This window comes from Thermodesulfobacterium geofontis OPF15, assembly GCF_000215975.1.
Classification (GTDB): Bacteria; Desulfobacterota; Thermodesulfobacteria; order Thermodesulfobacteriales; family Thermodesulfobacteriaceae; genus Thermodesulfobacterium; species Thermodesulfobacterium geofontis.
Genome location: NC_015682.1, coordinates 621,277 through 639,556, shown reverse-complemented (window position 1 = coordinate 639,556; position 18,280 = coordinate 621,277). Strand labels below are relative to the sequence as shown.

Here is an 18,280-nt window from a genome sequence, read left to right as displayed (position 1 = left end):
TTATAATTTTAAAAGAAAGCTGTTTCTAATATTTCTCTTATTTTTTCCTTAGGATATTCTTTTTCTGCACCATAAAGTAAAAAAATTTCAAAAGCTTTATCAACTAAAGTATCAATATCTTCTTTTGGTATCCCAATTTCTTTTAAACTCATTGGGATTCTAAGCTCTCTTAGCCAATTCTCAAAAAATTCTATTCCTTTCTCTGGAATAGGTAAATCAAATACTTTAGTAAAGAATTTTCTAATTATCTCATCTTTTCTATGTATTTTCATCCAAGCTCGCATTAAAATAGCAAGTCCTAACCCATGAGGTATATCATAACCTCCGCTTAGAGTATGTTCTATAGCATGTATAGGAAACCTATAACTTCCGATACCTGCCTTTATTAATCCACATAGTGCTAAAGAGCTTGCCCACATTAAATTTGCCCTTGCTTCATAATTATCAGGTTCTTTAAGCGCAATTTTAGACCATTTTATAATATTTTTCATAATTACAATCATTAGATCTTCTACCAAGGAATCTTTTTTGTATTCTCTATTCACAAAAAATTCAAAAACATGAGAAAAGGCATCAACTGCTCCATAAGCTGTATGCTCTGGAGATACTGTAAAGGTTAATGTAGGATCTAAAAAGGATACTTTAGGAAATAGTAAAGGACTTCTTAAGGAGTGTTTTACTTTTTTTATATCATGAGTAATCACACTTACTTCATTGAGTTCCGAGCCTGTTCCTGCAATAGTTAAAACTACAATTATAGGTAAAGCTTTTTCAGGATATGCTTTCTTCTCAAAAAAATCCCATACATTTCCTTCATAATAATATCCACAAGCAATAGCCTTTGCTGTGTCAATTACACTTCCTCCACCTACAGCTAAAATAAAATCTACTTTTTGTTTTTTAGCTATTTCTATCCCTTCTAAGACTTTAGATAAAAAGGGATTAGATTTGACTCCACCAAGTTCTATGAATTCTATATTTTCTTGAATTAAAATTTCTTTTATTTTTTTATAAAGCCCTGTTATTTTTATAGAACTTCTCCCATAAACCCATAGAGCCTTTTTGCCAAAACTGGAAAGTTCTTTAGGAATCTGCTTTAGAGCTTTTTTGCCAAAGATAACTTTAGTAGGAATCCATAATTCAAAATCTTTCACAGATTTAATTATAAATTACTATCTAAATAAAAAAAGCCCCCATTAAAGGGGGCTTTGAGATTTAATTTTTGATGATTTTAAAATGTTAATCCTTCACCGTGTACTATCTCCCAAATTTTTTCAACTATACTTGGATCTATAAGTGTTGTAAGGTCTCCAAAGTCTTTTCTTCCATTTGATATACAAGCAAGTACTCTACGCATAATTTTACCTGAACGAGTTTTTGGCATATCAGGAACTATGTATACATGGGCAGGAGTTGCAATAGGACCAATTATATTTCTAACTGCCATTTTAACTTTTTCTGCTATTTCAGGAGAAGGCTCATAACCATCTTTAAGAGATATGTAAAGATCAGGAACATGTCCTTTAAGTTCATCTATTTTTGGAACTACTGCTGCTTCTGCAACTCCTTCTACAGTAAGAGCTGCTGATTCAATTTCTTTTGTACCAAGTCTGTGCCCTGCCACATTAATTATATCATCCATTCTTCCAAGAATTCTAAAATATCCTCTTTTATCACATGTAGCTGCATCACCTGCTATATAAGGCCAGTCACGCCAGTCTTTACTTTCTTTATTTTTACAGAATTTTTCATAATAACCCTTTATCATTCTTTCTGGATTTTTCCATATAGTAAGCATTCTTCCAGGCCAGGGATTTTTTATGCAAATGTATCCTGCTTTACCTGAACCTGGAGGTATTTCATTACCGTTTTCATCATAAATTACAGGATAAATTCCTAACGCACCAGGACCTGTACTTCCTAGTTTCATTGGCTCTACACCTGGTAAATGGGCACATAACCAGCCTCCAGTTTCTGTTTGCCACCAAGTATCAAGAACTACTGCTTGTTTTTTACCTACAGCTGTATAATACCATCTCCAAACTTCAGGTTCTATAGGTTCTCCAACTGTAACTAAAATTCTAAATTTATAGTCGTACTTTGAAGGATCACTACCTAATTTTTTAAGTAAACGAATAGCAGTAGGAGCTGTATGTAAAATTGTAACTCCATATCTTTCAGCAATTCTCCAAGGTCTATCAGGATCAGGATAGGTAGGAACACCCTCATATATTAATACAGTTGCTCCTAAAGCTAAAGGACCATAAACTATATAACTATGACCTGTTATCCATCCAATATCAGCCATACACCAATGAATATCTTCAGGATGAATATCATGTATATATTTACAAGTACCAGCTACATAAGCTAAATATCCTCCTATAGAATGGACACATCCTTTAGGTTTACCTGTAGAACCAGAAGTATACATTATAAAAAGTGGTGCTTCTGCTGGCATAGGAACATAAGGTACTTTTTTACCTCTATGTTCTTTTAAAAGGTCTTTCATTAAAAAGTCTCTTCCTTCAATAGGTTTTGATTCAGAATTATATCTGTCTCGATATCTTTGCCATATAAGAACTTTTTCAACTTTATGTCCTCTTTCTGCAGCAACATTAACAGCTATATCAGCATTTTTTTTATGATCAATCCATTTACCATTTCTCCAATATCCATCTATAGTAATTAATACTTTACTTTCTGCATCAATAATTCTTTCAGCACAAGCAGGCCCGCTAAATCCTGAAAAAACTTGAGAGTGAATTATTCCTAAACGCGCACAAGCAAGCATAGTAATTGGTAATTCAGGAACCATTGGCATATATAATGTAACTGTATCACCGGCTTTGAGCCCTAAAGATTGTAATACAGAAGCAACCACATTTACTTGATAGTATAAGTCATAGTAAGTCAATACTCTTTTTGGTTCATCTTCAGGTTCAGGAACCCATATTATTGCAGCTTTATTCCCATATTTTTTCAAGTGGCGATCTACACAATTATAACAGGCATTAAGTTTCCCTCCTACAAACCATTTCCAAAAAGGTGGATTAGAGGTATCAAGAGTCGTATGCCAATATCTATCCCAATCTAAAAGATCAGCATAGATATGAAAACATTCTGGAAAATTCTCTTCTTTAAATTTTTCTCTAAAAGTTGGATCTGTTACGTAAGCTTGTCTTTTAATTTCCTCTGGAGGTTCGATATATTCTTCTTCTCCCCAATGAACTGCAACTTCAGCTTCACTAATTCGTGCCTCCTTTTCAATTTCTTTTTCAATTTCTTTAGCTTTTCCTCCTGCCATCTTTTCTACCTCCTTATTTAGATTTAATTTTAATTAGGTTCAAACTTAAGAAAATTTTTCACATTTAAATTTTTTATTATTTTTTCTTATCCCCTTTGCTAATTTTTTAAAATTCAAAACTAAATTATTCAATTATTTTGACGTATTCAATATCAAGAGAAATTTTTCACATTTAAAAGAGATAGTTATTTTGAGAGAGGAGTAAAAGAATTTCTTTTTTGATAACTTTTACCTTTTCTATAACCTCTTCTTCATTTATAGAAATTATTTTATAATTTCTCATTATCCAATTGCCATCTATCATAAGATCTGAAATGAATCCACTTTTAGCACTATAAACTAAAAGAGCAAGGGGATTGTAATCTGGTTGTAGTGAATAATGAGATAAATCCAAAACAGCAAGATCTGCTTTATATCCTGGTAAAAGTTTTCCTGTATCAGAGAATCCTAAAATTTCAGCCCCCCAAAAGGTTGCCATTTTAAAAACATCTTCTGCTTTAATTACTGTTGGATCTTCTTTTAACCCTTTTTGTATTAAACAAGCCGTTCTCATCTCAGAAAACATATCAAGATCATTGTTACTTGCAGGACCATCTGTTCCCAATCCTACTTTAATTCCTGTCTTTAACATTTCAGTAAGAGGTGCAATACCTGAACCAAGTTTTAAATTGCTTTCAGGACAGTGAACTATAGAAGCTTTATGATTTGCCATTAATTCAATTTCCTTTTCATCAAGTTTTACACAGTGCACAGCTATTAAATTTTCATTGATTCCACCAAGCTCCTTAAGTATTTCTACAGGTTTTTTACCATACTTTCTTTTAACTTCCTCAATTTCTTCTTTCGTCTCACATAAATGTATATGCATTTTTGCATCATATTTTTCAGAAAGCTTAATACATTTTTTAACTGTCTCTGGAGAGCAAGTGTATAAAGTGTGAGGAGAAACAGCTATTTTAATTCGGGGATGATTTTTAAAATTTTTAAGAAGCTCTTTTGTAAGTTCAAAACCCTTTTCTAAAGGCCCATAACTGGGAGATGGAAAATCAAAAATTCCTTCTCCAACTAAAGCTTTTAAACCTGATTCTTCTACTGCTCTTATAACCTCCTTTTCAAAAAGGTACATATCACAAAACATTGTAATTCCTGACTTTATCATTTCAATAATGGACAATTTTGTTCCCCAGTAAACCCATTCTTCTTTAAGCTTTGCTTCAATAGGAAAAATGTAGTTTTTAAGCCAAACCATAAGAGGTAAATCTTCTGCAATTCCTCTAAAAATACTCATAGGAGCATGGGTATGAGCATTAACTAAGCCTGGAAATAAAATTTTATTTCCTAAATCTATTACTTCAGAATTTTCATATTTAGAAATAATTTCTTCTTTTAAACCTAAGTCAATTATTCTATCCTTTTCTATAACGATACACCCATTTTTAAGAGGTCTTTCTTCTGAAGAAAATAAAATCCATTTGGCAGAAATAATCTTTACCATTTTTAATTTTTAAAGGTTTAATTCTTTTAAAAAACCTTCTATATCAAATTCCTTAGCCAAAATTTCTTTAAATTTTAGAGCTTTGTCTTTTTCTTTAAGTATAGCCTTTCCCATTATATTTTGAATCCTATCCACTGCAGAGAAGGTATCTAAAGAGGTAACAATTATAGGTATTCCTTTACTTTTAGCTATATTTACTATATTTTCATCTGCATGTAAACCACCAGTCAAAATAAGACATTTAGTTGATGTTTCCATAGCTAAGATCTGAATATCTGTTCTGTGAACCCCTGTAATCACAGCTTTATTGTGGACTCTTAAAAAATATGGTAAAGCCTGCCCAGGATCCATTGCTCCTACAAGATAATTTTCTACAAATTCATCCAATTTATCCTCTCCACATACAATCCCACCGTTTACAATTTCTAATAATCTTCTCACTGTAACAGATTCTAAGAATTTGTCTTTTTTAAACACTCCAAAAACCTTTACTCCTTTATTTATAAGAAAGGGCACCACAGTTTCTTTTAAATAAAAATATTGCTCTGGAGGAACTTTATTTAAAACCGCTCCTAAAAAGTTATCAGAAGCTAAATCTTTTATTCCTAAAATATCGTCAATTGAGGTTTCTCCTTCCCAAGTTTGAATTACAAGAGTTTTTGTTTTTAATTTTTTTATGATGCTTAAAGAATCAATTCCCAAACTATAACCTTCAAAAAAGGTATCTCCACTAATTATAAAAAGTATATCCTTATCTTTTTGATTATTAATTATTTCAAAAATTTTTTCTTCTATTTTTAAATCTTCTCCTTCAAAAAGTTTATATTGAACTTGATAGGTCCATACAAAAGGAGAACAATATTCTGCAGGGTCTTGAGATTCTAACATAGAATGAATAAAGTAAGCCTCTTCATCTATAATTTGATTATCCTTTCTATAAGGAAATTTACCTATTAGCTTCATATAGGAAACTTTATAGCCCCTTTCTTTTAAATTTAAAGCTAATCCCAAAGCTATTAAATTTTTCCCTGTAAATGGTTTATTAGAAACTAAAAATACAGGCAACATTTTATTTTCCTCCTGCAATTTTTATAGTTTTCCTATTATCATTCTTGCATCAAGTGCAACCCCTCCTTGATGCTTTACCACATAAGGATTGATATCAATTTCTTTTATTATGGGAAAATCTGTAACCAATTGGGAAAGTCTTAAAATTTTATCAACTATATTTTCTTTATCATAAGGTGGTTCTCCTCTTACACCTTCCAATATTTTAGCTCCCTTTATTTCCTCTACCATTTCATAAGCTTCTTCCTTTGTAAGAGGTGCTATTCTAAAAGAAACATCTTTTAAAACTTCTACATATATACCTCCTAATCCAAACATAAGCATATGCCCAAAGGTGGTATCATAACTAACTCCCAAAATAACTTCTTTCCCACCTGTTATCATTTCGTAAACCATCACCCCTTTTATATAAGCATTAGGCATAAATCTTTTTACATTGATAGTAATATCTACAAATGCGTTATAAACTTCTTCTGCATTTTTAAGATTTAATTTAACACCTCCCACATCTGTTTTATGTAAAATATTTGGAGAAGAGACTTTCAAAACTACAGGATACCCTATTTTTTCTGCAATTTCTACTGCTTCCTCAGGAGTTTTAGCTAAAGCTTTTTTTGGAAAATTAAATCCATAAAGGGATAAAATTTCTGTAGCATTTTCTTCTCCTACTGAGCTTACACCTGCATTTTCAAGGATTTCTAAAATGAGCCTTACCTTTTCTTTATTTTCTAATGATATTTCAATTTTGGGAATTTCTGGTTCTTTTTTATTTTTAATTATACTAAAATCAATTAACTTCTTATAAGATGAAATAGCTACTGATGGATCAGAATAGCAAGGGATTTGTTGAGATTTTAAAATTTTTATTGCAGAGCTAACTTTTTTACCACCTATAAAACAAGCAAATACTGGTTTTTCTGTATTTTGACTTATCCTTACAATTTCTGTAGCTACATTTTCTACATCAGTTACAGCTTGAGGGGTGAGGATAACACATATCCCGTCAACGTATCTATCTTTTATTGCTTGTTCAAGAACTACTTTATATCTTTCTGAGGTAGCATCTCCTATTATATCTATAGGATTATATAAAGAAGCAGTGGGAGGAAGTTTATCTATTATAGCTTCAATTGATTCTTCGCTCATAGGATCAAGCTTTATTCCAAGTTTATCAGCTGTATCTGCAGCAATTATTCCTGGTCCTCCTGCATTTGTTATTACAAGCAATCTATCTCCTTTGGGAATTTTATTTAATTTAAATATTTCTGCTGTTTCAAATAATTCCTTGATAGAATTCACTCTTATAATACCTGCTTTTTTAAATGCTTCAGAAAAAGCTCTGTCAAATCCAGCAAAAGCACCAGTGTGAGATGAAGCTGCCTTTGCTCCTGCCTCAGTTGTTCCTGCTTTAATAATTATTACCGGTTTAATTTTAGAAACTTTTTTAGCAACTTCTAAAAACCTTTTCCCATCTTTGATATCTTCAATATACCCAAGGATAATATCTGTTTCTGGATCTTCTCCAAAATATTCTAAAAAATCTGTTTCATTAAGATCTGCTTTGTTACCAAGACTCACAAATTTACCAAAACCAAAATTATTTTCTATAGCCCAATCAATTAAGGCAACTCCCAAAGCACCAGATTGAGAAAAAAATGAAACTCTACCACAAGGAGGTAACTCTGAAGCAAAAGTGGCATTCATTTTATTAATTGTATTTATTACTCCTAAGCAATTGGGTCCTACCATTCTAATTCCATATTTTTTTACAAGCTCTACAATTTCTTGTTCAAGCTTTATACCTTCTCCTCCAATCTCTCTAAAACCAGCTGTAATAACAATTAAACCTTTAACTCCAGCGGATGCACAGTCCTTTATAACTGAAGGAACCCCTTTTGCAGGAATTACTATTATAGCTAAGTCTATTTTCTCAGGAAGATCTTTTACTGAGGGGTAACATTTTATTCCAAGAATTTCTTCTCTTTTCGGATTTACAGGATAAACTTTTCCCTCAAATCCTTGCTTAACTAAATTTCTAAAAACTACATGTCCTATTTTCTTTTCATCTTCAGAAGCACCAATAACTGCAATAGAATTAGGTTTAAAAATAAAATCAAGCATGGTCAACCTTCAGAGATTTAACTTAAATTTTTAAAATTAATCATAATTTTAAAAAAAAATTCCAATTTTTCAAATTTTTAGATTTTAAAAATTTCCTATTCTAAATTAAATGCTATAATATTAACTTAAATCCTTTGAGCCTGAGGTTAAGATATGAAAGATTTTAAAAAATTATATTTTGTTATAATTATTATCCTATTTTTAAGCTTGAATAGTTGTAGCAAAACTAAAACAACTTATTTACCTTATGAAACTGCAAAAAATATAAATTCTATTCTTGTTTTACCTTTTGAAATCTGTTCAGAAAATAGTGAGAGTTTTTTCTATTGTCCTGTAAAAGAGGTAATTTCTGGCTATGTAGAACCTTCCGCGAAAGAAACTTTAAATAGATTATTAAAAAAATTTTTATCTAATTATTCATCCCATTATAATTTTATTTTTCTTTCTGAAAATGAATTTGAAAATATTATTTCTCAAATACTGGAAGAAACTAAAAATCCGGCAGAAATTATTAAAGAACTCTGCAAAAAAACTAATACCCAAGGAGTTTTATATGGTAGAATTTATAGATTTATAGAAAGAAAAGGGAGTTCTTTTTCTATAGTAGAACCAGCAAGTGTAGCTTTTGCTCTTGTTCTCTATGATGGAGAAACAGGAAAAATTTTATGGATGGAAGAATTCTATGAAACTCAAAAACCGTTAAGTGAAAATATTTTAAATATAAAATTATACGGTAAACTTAAATGGCTTTCTGCTGAAGAACTTGCTGAAAGAGGTTTAATAAAAATATTTAAAACTTTTCCTTTAAAATAGTTAAAAGTGCTTATTATTCCTGCTATAGATTTAAAAAACTATAAAGTAGTAAGATTGTTCCAAGGAAAATATGATCAAGTTAAGGTTTATGGAGGAGATCCTAAAAAATATGCCCTCTTTTTTGAAAAGCAAGGGGCTAAAAGAATTCATATTGTTGATCTTGACGGAGCAAAAGAAGGGAAACCTATTCATAAAGATTTAATAGTAGAAATAGCAAAAATTTTACATGTTCCTGTTCAAGTAGGAGGAGGTATAAGAGATGAGGACACTATTTATTTTTATTTAAAAAATGGGATTTCTCAAGTAATTCTTGGAACAAAGGCTATCTTATCTTTTGATTGGCTAAAAGAAATTACAGAAAAATATCCTTACCAGATAATAGTTAGTATAGATGTGAAAGGTAATAAAGTTGCTATTTCAGGCTGGCTTGAAGTATCTGAAATTGATTATTTAGAATTCTTTAAAAAACTTAATGATCTTAAACTTTTTGCTATTATTCTTACTCTTATAGAAAGAGATGGTACACAACAAGGATTAGAACTTGAAAGATTAGAAAAAGCTCTTGATGTCTCAACACATCCCCTTATAATAGCAGGCGGAATTTCAACTATAGAAGATATTAAAAATCTTAAAAATTTAGAAAAAAAGGGTCTTTTTGGAGCAATTATAGGTAGAGCTCTTTATGAAGGATCTTTAGATCTTAAAGATGCTCTAAAAATTGCTGATGAACCTTGAGTATCTTAAAAAAAGATTCGCAGAAATTTTTTATAAAGAAAAAATAATTACCACTTATATAAAGGATATTAAAGAAAAAAGACTTCATCTTGTTTTGCCCTCAGGGAAAGAAGAACTTATAAATTTCTCGTCTCTTGTTTGTTTTGAAGAAAAACCTACTCCTTTAAATGACTTAAATCAAATTATAGCCCTTGTAAAAGAAAAAAATGAAAAAAGAGAAGAAATAAAAAATAGATTTAATTTGGAAGAAATTTGGGAAATTTTAGTAGAGGAAGTAGAAGATATTCATATTAAAGATGCAGCAGAATTACTTCTGGGAAGAATACCTACAGAAGATGAAATAGCAGGATTTGTTAGAAAGGCTCTGGAAGATAGAACTTATTTCAGATTAAAAGGACCAAACCTATTACAAATAATTTCTAAGGAAGAAGTAGAAAGATTAATTCTTCAAAGAAAAAAAGAATTGGAAAAACTGAAAAAATTAAGTGAGGGAGAAGAATTTATAAAAGCTCTTCAGTTAAAAAATATAGAATCCTTCCCGCAAGAAATTATAGATTTTTGGATATCTGCTTTAAAGGAGTATGTGCTTTGGGAAACCCAGACTCCCTCTGGAAGATTAGCTTATGAAGTTTTAAAACGCTTAAATATAACTGAACCTTACAAAGTTTTTAACCTTCTTGTAGAAGCTAAAATTTTTAATGAAGATGAAAATTTAGAAATTTTAAAAACCCATTATCCAACTTCCTTTTCAGAAAAAGAATTAAAAGAAGCTGAATTAATAGTTAAAACCGAGATCTCAAAAGAAGAAAGAGAAGACCTTACCCATCTTTATACAGTTACTGTTGATGCAGAAGAAACACAGGATTTTGATGATGCTTTAAGCTTTGAAGAAAAAGAAGATAAATATATTCTCTATGTTCATATTGCAGAAGTAGCCGACTTTTTAAAACCAGGTTCGGCTTTATGGGAAGGGGCATTGGAAAGAGCCTGTACTCTCTATCTTCCTGATGGAATTTATCCTATGTTACCTTTTTCTCTTTCTCATGAAAAATTTAGTCTGAAAAAGGGAGAACTTAAAGGCAGTCTAACCTTTAAAATATCCTTAGATAAATCTTACAATATTCTTTCCTTTGAACCCTTTTTATCTCTTATAGAAGTGAAAGAAAGACTCACCTATGAAAAGGTAGATGAACTCTTAACAAAAGATCCTTTTTGGCAAAAAATTTATGAAATTTTTATGCATTTTAAGAAAAAAAGAGAAGAAAAGGAATTTTATGCAGTCTTTTTACCTGAGGTTCAAGTTAGAGTAAGACCAGATGGTAAAATTGTTGTAAAAAAGGTAGAAATGACTCCTTCAAGACATCTAATTGCTGAAGCAATGATATTAGTAAATACTTTAGCTGCAGAATTTTTATATCAAAATCAAATCCCTGCTATTTATCGTTCTCAACCAAAACCTTTAGAAATAATAGAAAATAGAGAAGAAAATCTTTACTTAAAACTTCTGCAATTAAAATATTTAGCAAAATCAGAATTACGTCTCTCACCAGCCTATCATTTTGGGCTTGGTTTAGAATACTATACTACATTGACCTCTCCTATAAGAAGATTTTTAGATCTTTTAATACAGTATCAACTTAAAACCTTTTTGCTTAAAAAATCACCTTTACCAGAAGAGGTTATTATTAAATTACTTCCAGAATTAAGTGAAAATCTGCAAAGAGCTACCCAAATTCAAAATAAAAGGATAAAGTATTTTCTTCTAAAATATCTTAAAATCTATATGCAAGACAAGCCCTTAAGGGGTTTAGTTTTAGAAGTGCAAAATAAGAAAGCAAAGGTATATTTAGTTGATTATAATGTAATAGGGGAAGTTATGGGATTTAAAGGAATTTTAAATCCTGGGGATGAAATTATGGTAAAAATTGAAAAGGTTAACCCTCACCTTGAAATTCTTCGTTTAAAAATAGCTTAGAAGTTTCCTTATCAACTACCCAAACATTTTTTTCAAATTTTTTAGCAGAATACATTGCTTTGTCTGCTCTATTTATTAGATCTGAAATTGATTCTTCTAAACTTCCCCTTTCGATTAATTGAGCTATTCCTATAGATAAAGTAACGGACCTAACCTTTTTTTCTTCCCAGGCTTTGCAAATTCTTTCTGCTATTAAAACCGCATTTTTCCAAAAAGTATAAGGCAAAATAATTACAAATTCATCTCCTCCATATCTGCAGACTTTATCTATTTTGTTTCTTACATTTTTCCATAAAACTTCTCCAAAGCTTTTTAAAAGTTTATCTCCTTCTTGATGACCAAAAGTATCATTATACCATTTAAAATTATCAAGATCTATCATAATTAAGCTCAAAGGATATCCTTGTCTTAAAGCCTTATAAATTTCCTCTTTTATTGCCTCATCAAAATATCTTCTGTTATAAACTTGGGTAAGAGGATCTTCCACTATAAATTTCTGAAGTTTTATATCTAAGTAATGCTCTTTTAACAATTTAAAAAATCTTGCTTTAAATTCATTTAAAGTAAAAGGTTTTAATATTACTTCATCTGCTCCTTCTTCAAAATAATTTCCTAAATCTTTTTCTTCAGAATAATCTATAATAATAAATATTTTAACATAAGCCCTTATGTCCTTGAGCTTTTCTATAAAGGCTGAAAAATCTTTATTTTTTTCAGAAAGAGAAAAAATTACTATTTGATAAAGGGGATCTTGCAAAATTATTTCTACTACCTCTTCAAGATCTTCTACAAACTTTATCTCTAACTCTATATTTTTAAAAAATTCTTCCAAAAGAACCTTTGTTTTTTCATCTACTTTACTTATTATAATTTTAAGCTTCTCTCTGAATTCCCTTTCAAATAAATTGAGCAAAGTATTATATTCCATATTTTTTTCTTTTAAGATAATCTTTTAAGATTTTAGCGTGATCGAAAGCTAAATCGTCCCATGGTATTTCTTCTATTTTAAAAAGTTTTGCTAACTTTGCATCATCTTTAGCTTTGAGTTCTCCTTTACCTTTAGCTACAAACACAGTAGTTATAGTGTGAAATCTCGGATCCCTTTTAGGATCTGAATAACATCCTAAAAGATAGAGAAGTTCTATATCTAAATTGGTTTCTTCTTTAGCTTCTCTAATAGCTGCGGATTCTAAAGTTTCTCCATAATCCACAAATCCGCCAGGAATAGCCCAACCAAAAGGATAATTTTTTCTATAAATTAACACTATTTTATCTTCCACTTCTATAATTATGTCTACTGTAGGAAGAGGATTTTTACGAGGTTTATAATATTCAGGATGATATTTAGAAGTAAGTTCTATCATTTGTTGATGAATTTTTCCGTTAGAGGCAACTATAGTGTTTAAAAAAGGGTGGTAGGGATTGCCAAAGTAATCAGTAACTTCTCCTCCGGCTTCTTTAACTAATAAAACCCCTGCTGAAGTATCCCATGGTTTTAAATAAGGTTCCCAAAAACCTTCATATCTTCCACAAGCAACATAAGCAAGATCAAGAGCAGCAGAACCAAATCTTCTCACCCCTTGACATCTTTTCATAAATTCTTCAAAAAGAGGTATAAAAAGATCTGGAGAATCTAAAATTTTAGAAACAGGAAAACCTGTACAAAGAAGGGAATCAATGAGTTTTTCTTTCGTAGAAACTTTAATAGGTTTTTCATTAAGATAAGCACCTTCTCCTTTTATAGCATAAAAAAATTCATCTATTATGGGATTATAAATTATACCTAAAATGGGCTCTTTTTCCTTTAAAAGGGCAACAGAAATAGCAAACCAAGGAAGATTATGAGCAAAATTAGTAGTTCCATCTAAAGGATCAACCATCCAACAATAAGAACTTTTAAATTTTTCTTTTTCTGAAAAACTTTCTTCTCCAATTACTGGAATATCCGGAGTAAGCTCTTTTAAACCTTTTTTAAGAACCTCCTCAGATTTAATATCTGCAGTAGTTACAAGATCAATTTTACCTTTATGATAAATTTCATAAGTAGAATCATACATCTCTTTTAGTACACTACCAGCAGATTTTACCAATTCTTTAACTTTTTCAAAAAGCTTATGTATCTCCATAAGTGTTTTTAAAATATTCTAAAATTACATTTTTACAACTTTTAATTTATCCGAAAATTATATATAATAATAATTTTTAAAACCAAACTTTATTTTTAGGAGGAGAGAGATGTCAAAAAAGATTTCTGAAATTATGAATACTAAACTGGAAACTATTTCTTCTGATGATTCAGTTTATTCTGCTATAGAAAAAATGATCGATAGAAGAATAAGGTCACTTCTTGTTTTACCAAAAGATGAAAAAGATGAATATGGAGTAGTTACAGTAAGAAATATAATTTTTAAAGTACTTACTAAAAAATTAGACCCTCATAAAATAAGAATAGGGGAAATAGCTTCGAAACCTGTTATTGCAGTTTCTAAGGATGCCTCTATAGAAGATATTTATGGACTTATGGAAAAAAATAATATTGCAAGAGTATTTGTTAAAGAAGGAAATAAAATTATAGGAGTTGTGTCATTTTTTGACATAATGTATCATATCCTTATAGAAAGGGCTAAAACTTAAAATGGAGTTTTTTATGTTAGAAAAAATATTTGGCGGAGAGAAATTAGAGAAAAAAACCCTTGAGAATATACAGAATTATCTAAGAATCTTTATTTCTACTCAAGAATGTTTGAAAACCCTTTTACTTACTGAAGATTTAGAAAGAAGTTACTGTATAGAAAATTTGGAAAGAGAGGCTGATTTTGTAAGAAGAGAAATTATCTCCACTATTTATGAAGGGGCTTTCTTACCTTATATAAGACCTAACCTCTGTACATTTATTGAAATAACAGAAAAAGCCTTTGATTTTTTAAAAACCTGTGCTTTTGAGTTTAGATATATTAATAAAGATTTTTATAAAGATATCAAAGATGATGTAGTAAAAATTGCTAATATTAATATTGAGATGGCTGAAATTTTATATAAATCCTTTGAATCTCTTTTAAAAAAAGATAATTTAAGAGAGAAAAACTTAGCTATTAGAATCTATGAAAAAAAGGTTGATGAATTAAAACTTGATTTAACAAATAAAATTCGTCAAAAAGAAATTACTAATTTTTGGGAAGGAAAAAATATTTCTGACTTTATAGAAGCTTTGGTCAAAATTAGTGATGTAATTGAAGATGCAAGTGATTATCTTTATATTCTTGACATTAGTCTCAAATAAATTCTATCATGAGAGAACTTGCTCTTTTAGCTAGTTTTCTCATTGCCTTTGCTATAGGTTCAAATGATGCAAGTAATGCTTTAAGTATTTCTATAGGTGCAGGTGTTATAAAGCTAAAAAGAGCAATTTTTCTTTTTGGAATCCTTGTATTTTTTGGAATTTGGCTAAATGGAGATCGTGTAATGGAAACAGTTGGCAAAAATTTAGTAGAAACCCCTTCCAAAACATTGGGCTTTTCTTTTCTTATTTCTGCCATATTAATAATTCTTTCTAACTGGAAAAAACTTCCTCTTTCTACTCATCAAATTATTATAGGAAGTCTTGTTGGAAATGCCTTGGCAGAAAATTCTACTATTAATTTCATTTCTTTAATTAAAATTTTTTTGTCCTGGATTACCTCCCCTATCACTGCTCTCTTTGTATCCTTTTTTCTCTATAAAATTGTTGAAAAATTCTTTTTAAAATTAGCTTTTTTTAAAATAGAAAGGTTTTTAAAGATATTTTTACTTATTAGTGCCTCTCTTATTTCTTACAATACCGGAGCTAATGAAGTAGCAACAGTTCTTGGACCTCTTATTTATTCTAACATCTACATAAACTTTTTTCTAATCTTTTTTATTTCCTCTTTTTTAGTATTTTTAGGAGCTTATCTTTTAAGCCATAGAGTTATTGAAACAGTAGGTAAAGGAATTGCACCTCTTGATCCCTTTTCAGGTTTTGTAGCCCAAATAAGTGCAGGAATTACTCTTTTTTCTTTTACCCTCTTAGGTATGCCTATTTCTACTACCTATTGTATGATAGGAGCTATAACTGGGGTAGGAATGACAAAAGGTTTAAAAACAGTTAAACTTGAGCTTATTAAAAAAATAATTTTAAATTGGGGAATTTCCCTTTTTCTTACCTTTTCTCTTTCTTTTTTAATTACTAAAATCGTATTAAAAATTTTATAAAAAGGAGGAGGACTGCTATGAATGAAATTAAAAAAATAGGGATTATTGGTGGAGGACAAATGGCTGAAGCTCTTATAAAAGGCTTTCTTAAAAAGAATTTATTTAATTCTGAAAATATCCTTGTTTCTGAACCTGTTGAAGAAAGAAGAAAATACTTGGAAAAATCTTACAAAATCAATACTACCAAATCAAATGTAGAAGTAGTTAAAAAAAATGAGCTTATTCTTTTAGCAGTTAAACCTCAAGTTATGAAAAAAGTTTTAGAAGAGATAGCTCCATATATAAATACCGAAAAACATTTGATTCTCACAATAGCTGCAGGTATCCCTATAAATTTTTATGAAAAGATACTTCCTCCCCAAACAAAAGTAATAAGAATTATGCCTAATACATGTGCTTTAGTTCATCAAGCTATAAGTGGTATTTCTAAAGGATCTTTTGCAACTGATGAAGATTTGAAAATAGCAGAAACTATTTTCTCAGCTATTGGAGAAACTATATTAGTAGAAGAAAATCTCATGGATGCAATTACCTCTCTTTCTGGAAGCGGACCTGCTTATGTAGCCCTTTTTATAGAAGCCCTTATTGATGGAGGAGTAAGAACTGGTCTACCAAGATACATAGCAGAAAAACTTGTTTTGCAAACAGTTTTTGGAACAGCAAAACTTATGCTTGAAACAGGAAAAAATCCCTATGAAATAAAAAGCATGGTTACTTCACCAGCAGGAACAACAATTACTGCTATGCAAGAATTTTATGAAAAAGGACTTCCTGGAATAATAATTTCTGGAATTTATAAAGCCTACTTAAGAGCTAAGGAACTTAGTAAAGTGTGAAATTTTACTCTAAAATCTTTTATCTTTTGGTTAGTCCTTCCAAAATAAACTCTATTAGTAAGTAAAACTACGATAAAATCTTTTTCTAAATCTATAAAAAATGAACATCCTGTGAATCCAAGATGACCTACTGTTTTATCAGAAAAAACCCCCCCAGTTGCTGAATAACCATTATAACTTTGTAACATAAACCCAAGAGAAAAAGAAAAATCTTTTTCTCTAAAGTCTAAAAATTCTTTAACTAAGTCATAAGAAAGTTCTTTAACTTCACCTTTATATGCTCTAAGTATGGTTTCTAAAATATCTAAAACTTCGTAAATATTCCCAAAAAGTCCTGCAACTCCAGAAACTCCTTTAAGAGCTCTTGTATTTTCATCTTCTACAACACCTCTCAAAATCTTTTTATTTATAGGACAAACTGAGGTAGGAACAATTTTTTCCTGAGAAAATCCTTTTTCTAAAGGGTTAAAATCTAAAAAAGCTTTCTTACTAAAAGGAATAATATTTTTTGCTTCTTCAAAAAGGTTAGAAAAAGACTTTTCATAAACCTTTTCAAGTAGATAAGTTAAAAGGTAATAGCCAAGATCTGAGTAAACACATTTTTCACCAGGTTTATATTCAAGGGGTAAATCATTAATTTTTTGGATATATATTTCTAAATTATTCTCTTTTGGCTCTTTAACCTCTTTGTAAAGAGGATACCAAGGAGGAAGTCCTGAAGTATGATTTAAAAATCTAAAAATAGGAATTCTTGCTAAGGATGAGTTGAGTTCTATATATTCACCTATAGGTTTAAAAAGCTCAATTTTGGGGTTTTTAGATAATAAATAAATGAAAGTGTAGGCAAGAGCAAGAGGTTTAGTTAGTGAAGCAAGATCAAAAAGATCCTCATCTTCAAGAGGCTCTAAAAAAGGAAATAAAGATTTATAACCTCTTCCTACTATATACCTTGAACCAGAAATAGAAATTCCAGCTATAGCACCTGGGAAAACTTCATTTTTAATTCCTTCTTCGAGAAGAGAAAATAAATGAGAGTAAACTTTATAGAAAGCCATGTTCTTTAAGAAACTCTAAGGTAAGAGCCCTTTTGGAAGACTCAAGACTTTCCAGATAAGGAGAAAGCCATTTATAGACCATTTTAGCTATCATATCTATTTCTATATTTACTAAATCTCCAGGTTTTTTTAAACATAAGGTAGTAACTTTAAGTGTGTGTGGAACTAACATAAATTCTAAAAGATTATTTTTAAAATCATTAATAGTTAAGCTAACTCCGTCTATAGCAATGGAGCCTTTTTTAACAAGATAGGGGGTAAATTCAGAAGGTATTTCTACAACAAGTTTCCAAAAATCTTCTATAGGAGTTATAGAGACAATTTTCCCTATTCCATCAACATGTCCAGAAACTAAGTGCCCACCCAAACGATCCCCAAATTTAAGGGCTCTTTCTAAATTAACAAAGTCTCCTGAATTTTTGTAGCGAAGAGTGGTTTTATTTAAGGTTTCAGGAGAAATGTGAGCTTTAAAGGTGGAACCTTTTATTTCTGTAATAGTTAAGCATATTCCATCAACAGCTATGCTATCACCTACATCTGTATCTTTTAAAGAAAAAGAAGCAGAAATTTCAGCAAGAAGTCCTCCTCTGTAAGGCTGTAAAGAAATTATTTTCCCAATTCCCTCTACCAGCCCTGTAAACATTT

General features: G+C 30.1%; 16 protein-coding genes. 7 read left to right on the top strand and 9 right to left on the bottom strand.

Annotated features, from left to right (window positions below; all coding sequences use genetic code 11):
• Nucleotides 1-8 precede the first annotated feature (8 nt).
• The 5 genes from TOPB45_RS03325 to acs (TOPB45_RS03305) form a co-directional block, all read right to left on the bottom strand.
• Nucleotides 9-1,154 carry an iron-containing alcohol dehydrogenase gene (locus TOPB45_RS03325; RefSeq protein ID WP_013909439.1) on the bottom strand — a complete coding sequence of 382 codons (1,146 nt, stop codon included), beginning with the start codon at nt 1,152-1,154 and terminating at the stop codon, nt 9-11.
• Nucleotides 1,155-1,231: 77 nt separating this feature from the next.
• Nucleotides 1,232-3,307, bottom strand: a complete 2,076-nt coding sequence (gene acs / locus TOPB45_RS03320) for an acetate--CoA ligase (RefSeq protein WP_013909438.1) — start codon at nt 3,305-3,307, stop codon at nt 1,232-1,234.
• A 172-nt stretch (nt 3,308-3,479) separates the two neighbouring features.
• Nucleotides 3,480-4,802 (bottom strand): amidohydrolase, encoded by a 1,323-nt coding sequence (locus tag TOPB45_RS03315; protein ID WP_013909437.1) that lies wholly within the window; start codon nt 4,800-4,802, stop codon nt 3,480-3,482.
• A 9-nt stretch (nt 4,803-4,811) separates the two neighbouring features.
• Nucleotides 4,812-5,870, bottom strand: coding sequence for a DRTGG domain-containing protein (locus tag TOPB45_RS03310; protein WP_013909436.1), 1,059 nt, complete (start codon nt 5,868-5,870; stop codon nt 4,812-4,814).
• 21 nt (nt 5,871-5,891) lie between these two features.
• Nucleotides 5,892-7,991 (bottom strand): acetate--CoA ligase alpha subunit, encoded by a 2,100-nt coding sequence (gene acs / locus TOPB45_RS03305; RefSeq protein ID WP_013909435.1) that lies wholly within the window; start codon nt 7,989-7,991, stop codon nt 5,892-5,894.
• A 153-nt stretch (nt 7,992-8,144) separates the two neighbouring features.
• Here acs (TOPB45_RS03305) and TOPB45_RS03300 point away from each other — a divergent pair, with 153 nt between their 5' ends.
• From TOPB45_RS03300 to TOPB45_RS03290, 3 genes are read left to right on the top strand one after another with little or no spacing between them, the layout of a single operon-like run.
• On the top strand, nt 8,145-8,804 hold the full coding sequence (locus TOPB45_RS03300) for a hypothetical protein (protein ID WP_013909434.1): 660 nt from the start codon (nt 8,145-8,147) through the stop codon (nt 8,802-8,804).
• A 6-nt stretch (nt 8,805-8,810) separates the two neighbouring features.
• Entirely contained in the window at nt 8,811-9,539 is a 729-nt protein-coding gene (gene hisA, locus TOPB45_RS03295; protein WP_013909433.1) for a 1-(5-phosphoribosyl)-5-[(5-phosphoribosylamino)methylideneamino]imidazole-4-carboxamide isomerase, read from the top strand.
• Nucleotides 9,529-11,514: a ribonuclease catalytic domain-containing protein gene (locus tag TOPB45_RS03290; protein ID WP_013909432.1), complete on the top strand. Its 1,986-nt coding sequence runs from the start codon at nt 9,529-9,531 to the stop codon at nt 11,512-11,514. Before hisA ends, TOPB45_RS03290 begins: the two co-directional genes overlap by 11 nt.
• Here the strand turns inward: TOPB45_RS03290 and TOPB45_RS03285 are convergent.
• Both TOPB45_RS03285 and TOPB45_RS03275 read right to left on the bottom strand, forming a co-directional pair.
• Nucleotides 11,474-12,442: a GGDEF domain-containing response regulator gene (locus TOPB45_RS03285; RefSeq protein ID WP_013909431.1), complete on the bottom strand. Its 969-nt coding sequence runs from the start codon at nt 12,440-12,442 to the stop codon at nt 11,474-11,476. The genes TOPB45_RS03290 and TOPB45_RS03285 overlap by 41 nt on opposite strands.
• Nucleotides 12,432-13,640, bottom strand: a complete 1,209-nt coding sequence (locus tag TOPB45_RS03275; protein ID WP_013909430.1) for an inositol monophosphatase family protein — start codon at nt 13,638-13,640, stop codon at nt 12,432-12,434. Before TOPB45_RS03275 ends, TOPB45_RS03285 begins: the two co-directional genes overlap by 11 nt.
• 109 nt (nt 13,641-13,749) lie before the next feature.
• Between TOPB45_RS03275 and TOPB45_RS03270 the strand changes: the two genes are divergently transcribed.
• The 4 genes from TOPB45_RS03270 to proC are packed head-to-tail and all read left to right on the top strand — an operon-like array spanning nt 13,750 to nt 16,580.
• The gene (locus TOPB45_RS03270) at nt 13,750-14,148 is read left to right on the top strand and encodes a CBS domain-containing protein (RefSeq protein WP_013909429.1); all 399 of its coding nucleotides are present in this window, start codon (nt 13,750-13,752) and stop codon (nt 14,146-14,148) included.
• 13 nt (nt 14,149-14,161) lie between these two features.
• Nucleotides 14,162-14,794: a TIGR00153 family protein gene (locus TOPB45_RS03265; protein ID WP_013909428.1), complete on the top strand. Its 633-nt coding sequence runs from the start codon at nt 14,162-14,164 to the stop codon at nt 14,792-14,794.
• Between the two features lie 8 nt (nt 14,795-14,802).
• Entirely contained in the window at nt 14,803-15,744 is a 942-nt protein-coding gene (locus TOPB45_RS03260) for an inorganic phosphate transporter (RefSeq protein WP_013909427.1), read from the top strand.
• Nucleotides 15,745-15,761: 17 nt separating this feature from the next.
• Nucleotides 15,762-16,580 carry a pyrroline-5-carboxylate reductase gene (gene proC, locus TOPB45_RS03255; protein ID WP_013909426.1) on the top strand — a complete coding sequence of 273 codons (819 nt, stop codon included), beginning with the start codon at nt 15,762-15,764 and terminating at the stop codon, nt 16,578-16,580.
• Here the strand turns inward: proC and TOPB45_RS03250 are convergent.
• Together TOPB45_RS03250 and TOPB45_RS03245 are read right to left on the bottom strand one after the other, a co-directional pair.
• Entirely contained in the window at nt 16,547-17,635 is a 1,089-nt protein-coding gene (locus TOPB45_RS03250) for a serine hydrolase domain-containing protein (RefSeq protein ID WP_013909425.1), read from the bottom strand. The two genes, proC and TOPB45_RS03250, sit on opposite strands and share 34 nt — an antisense overlap.
• Nucleotides 17,622-18,278 carry a riboflavin synthase gene (locus TOPB45_RS03245; RefSeq protein ID WP_013909424.1) on the bottom strand — a complete coding sequence of 219 codons (657 nt, stop codon included), beginning with the start codon at nt 18,276-18,278 and terminating at the stop codon, nt 17,622-17,624. Before TOPB45_RS03245 ends, TOPB45_RS03250 begins: the two co-directional genes overlap by 14 nt.
• Nucleotides 18,279-18,280: the final 2 nt, after the last annotated feature.

What these genes read in the sequence shown, in the direction of transcription:
- acs (WP_013909438.1), bottom strand. Translation starts at nt 3,307, where the DNA reads ATGGCAGGAGGAAAAGCTAAAGAAATTGAAAAAGAAATTGAAAAGGAG.
- TOPB45_RS03315 (WP_013909437.1), bottom strand. Translation starts at nt 4,802, where the DNA reads ATGGTAAAGATTATTTCTGCCAAATGGATTTTATTTTCTTCAGAAGAA.
- TOPB45_RS03310 (WP_013909436.1), bottom strand. Translation starts at nt 5,870, where the DNA reads ATGTTGCCTGTATTTTTAGTTTCTAATAAACCATTTACAGGGAAAAAT.
- acs (WP_013909435.1), bottom strand. Translation starts at nt 7,991, where the DNA reads ATGCTTGATTTTATTTTTAAACCTAATTCTATTGCAGTTATTGGTGCT.
- TOPB45_RS03300 (WP_013909434.1), top strand. Translation starts at nt 8,145, where the DNA reads ATGAAAGATTTTAAAAAATTATATTTTGTTATAATTATTATCCTATTT.
- TOPB45_RS03290 (WP_013909432.1), top strand. Translation starts at nt 9,529, where the DNA reads ATGAACCTTGAGTATCTTAAAAAAAGATTCGCAGAAATTTTTTATAAA.
- TOPB45_RS03285 (WP_013909431.1), bottom strand. Translation starts at nt 12,442, where the DNA reads ATGGAATATAATACTTTGCTCAATTTATTTGAAAGGGAATTCAGAGAG.
- TOPB45_RS03275 (WP_013909430.1), bottom strand. Translation starts at nt 13,640, where the DNA reads ATGGAGATACATAAGCTTTTTGAAAAAGTTAAAGAATTGGTAAAATCT.
- TOPB45_RS03270 (WP_013909429.1), top strand. Translation starts at nt 13,750, where the DNA reads ATGTCAAAAAAGATTTCTGAAATTATGAATACTAAACTGGAAACTATT.
- TOPB45_RS03265 (WP_013909428.1), top strand. Translation starts at nt 14,162, where the DNA reads ATGTTAGAAAAAATATTTGGCGGAGAGAAATTAGAGAAAAAAACCCTT.
- TOPB45_RS03260 (WP_013909427.1), top strand. Translation starts at nt 14,803, where the DNA reads ATGAGAGAACTTGCTCTTTTAGCTAGTTTTCTCATTGCCTTTGCTATA.
- proC (WP_013909426.1), top strand. Translation starts at nt 15,762, where the DNA reads ATGAATGAAATTAAAAAAATAGGGATTATTGGTGGAGGACAAATGGCT.
- TOPB45_RS03250 (WP_013909425.1), bottom strand. Translation starts at nt 17,635, where the DNA reads ATGGCTTTCTATAAAGTTTACTCTCATTTATTTTCTCTTCTCGAAGAA.
- TOPB45_RS03245 (WP_013909424.1), bottom strand. Translation starts at nt 18,278, where the DNA reads ATGTTTACAGGGCTGGTAGAGGGAATTGGGAAAATAATTTCTTTACAG.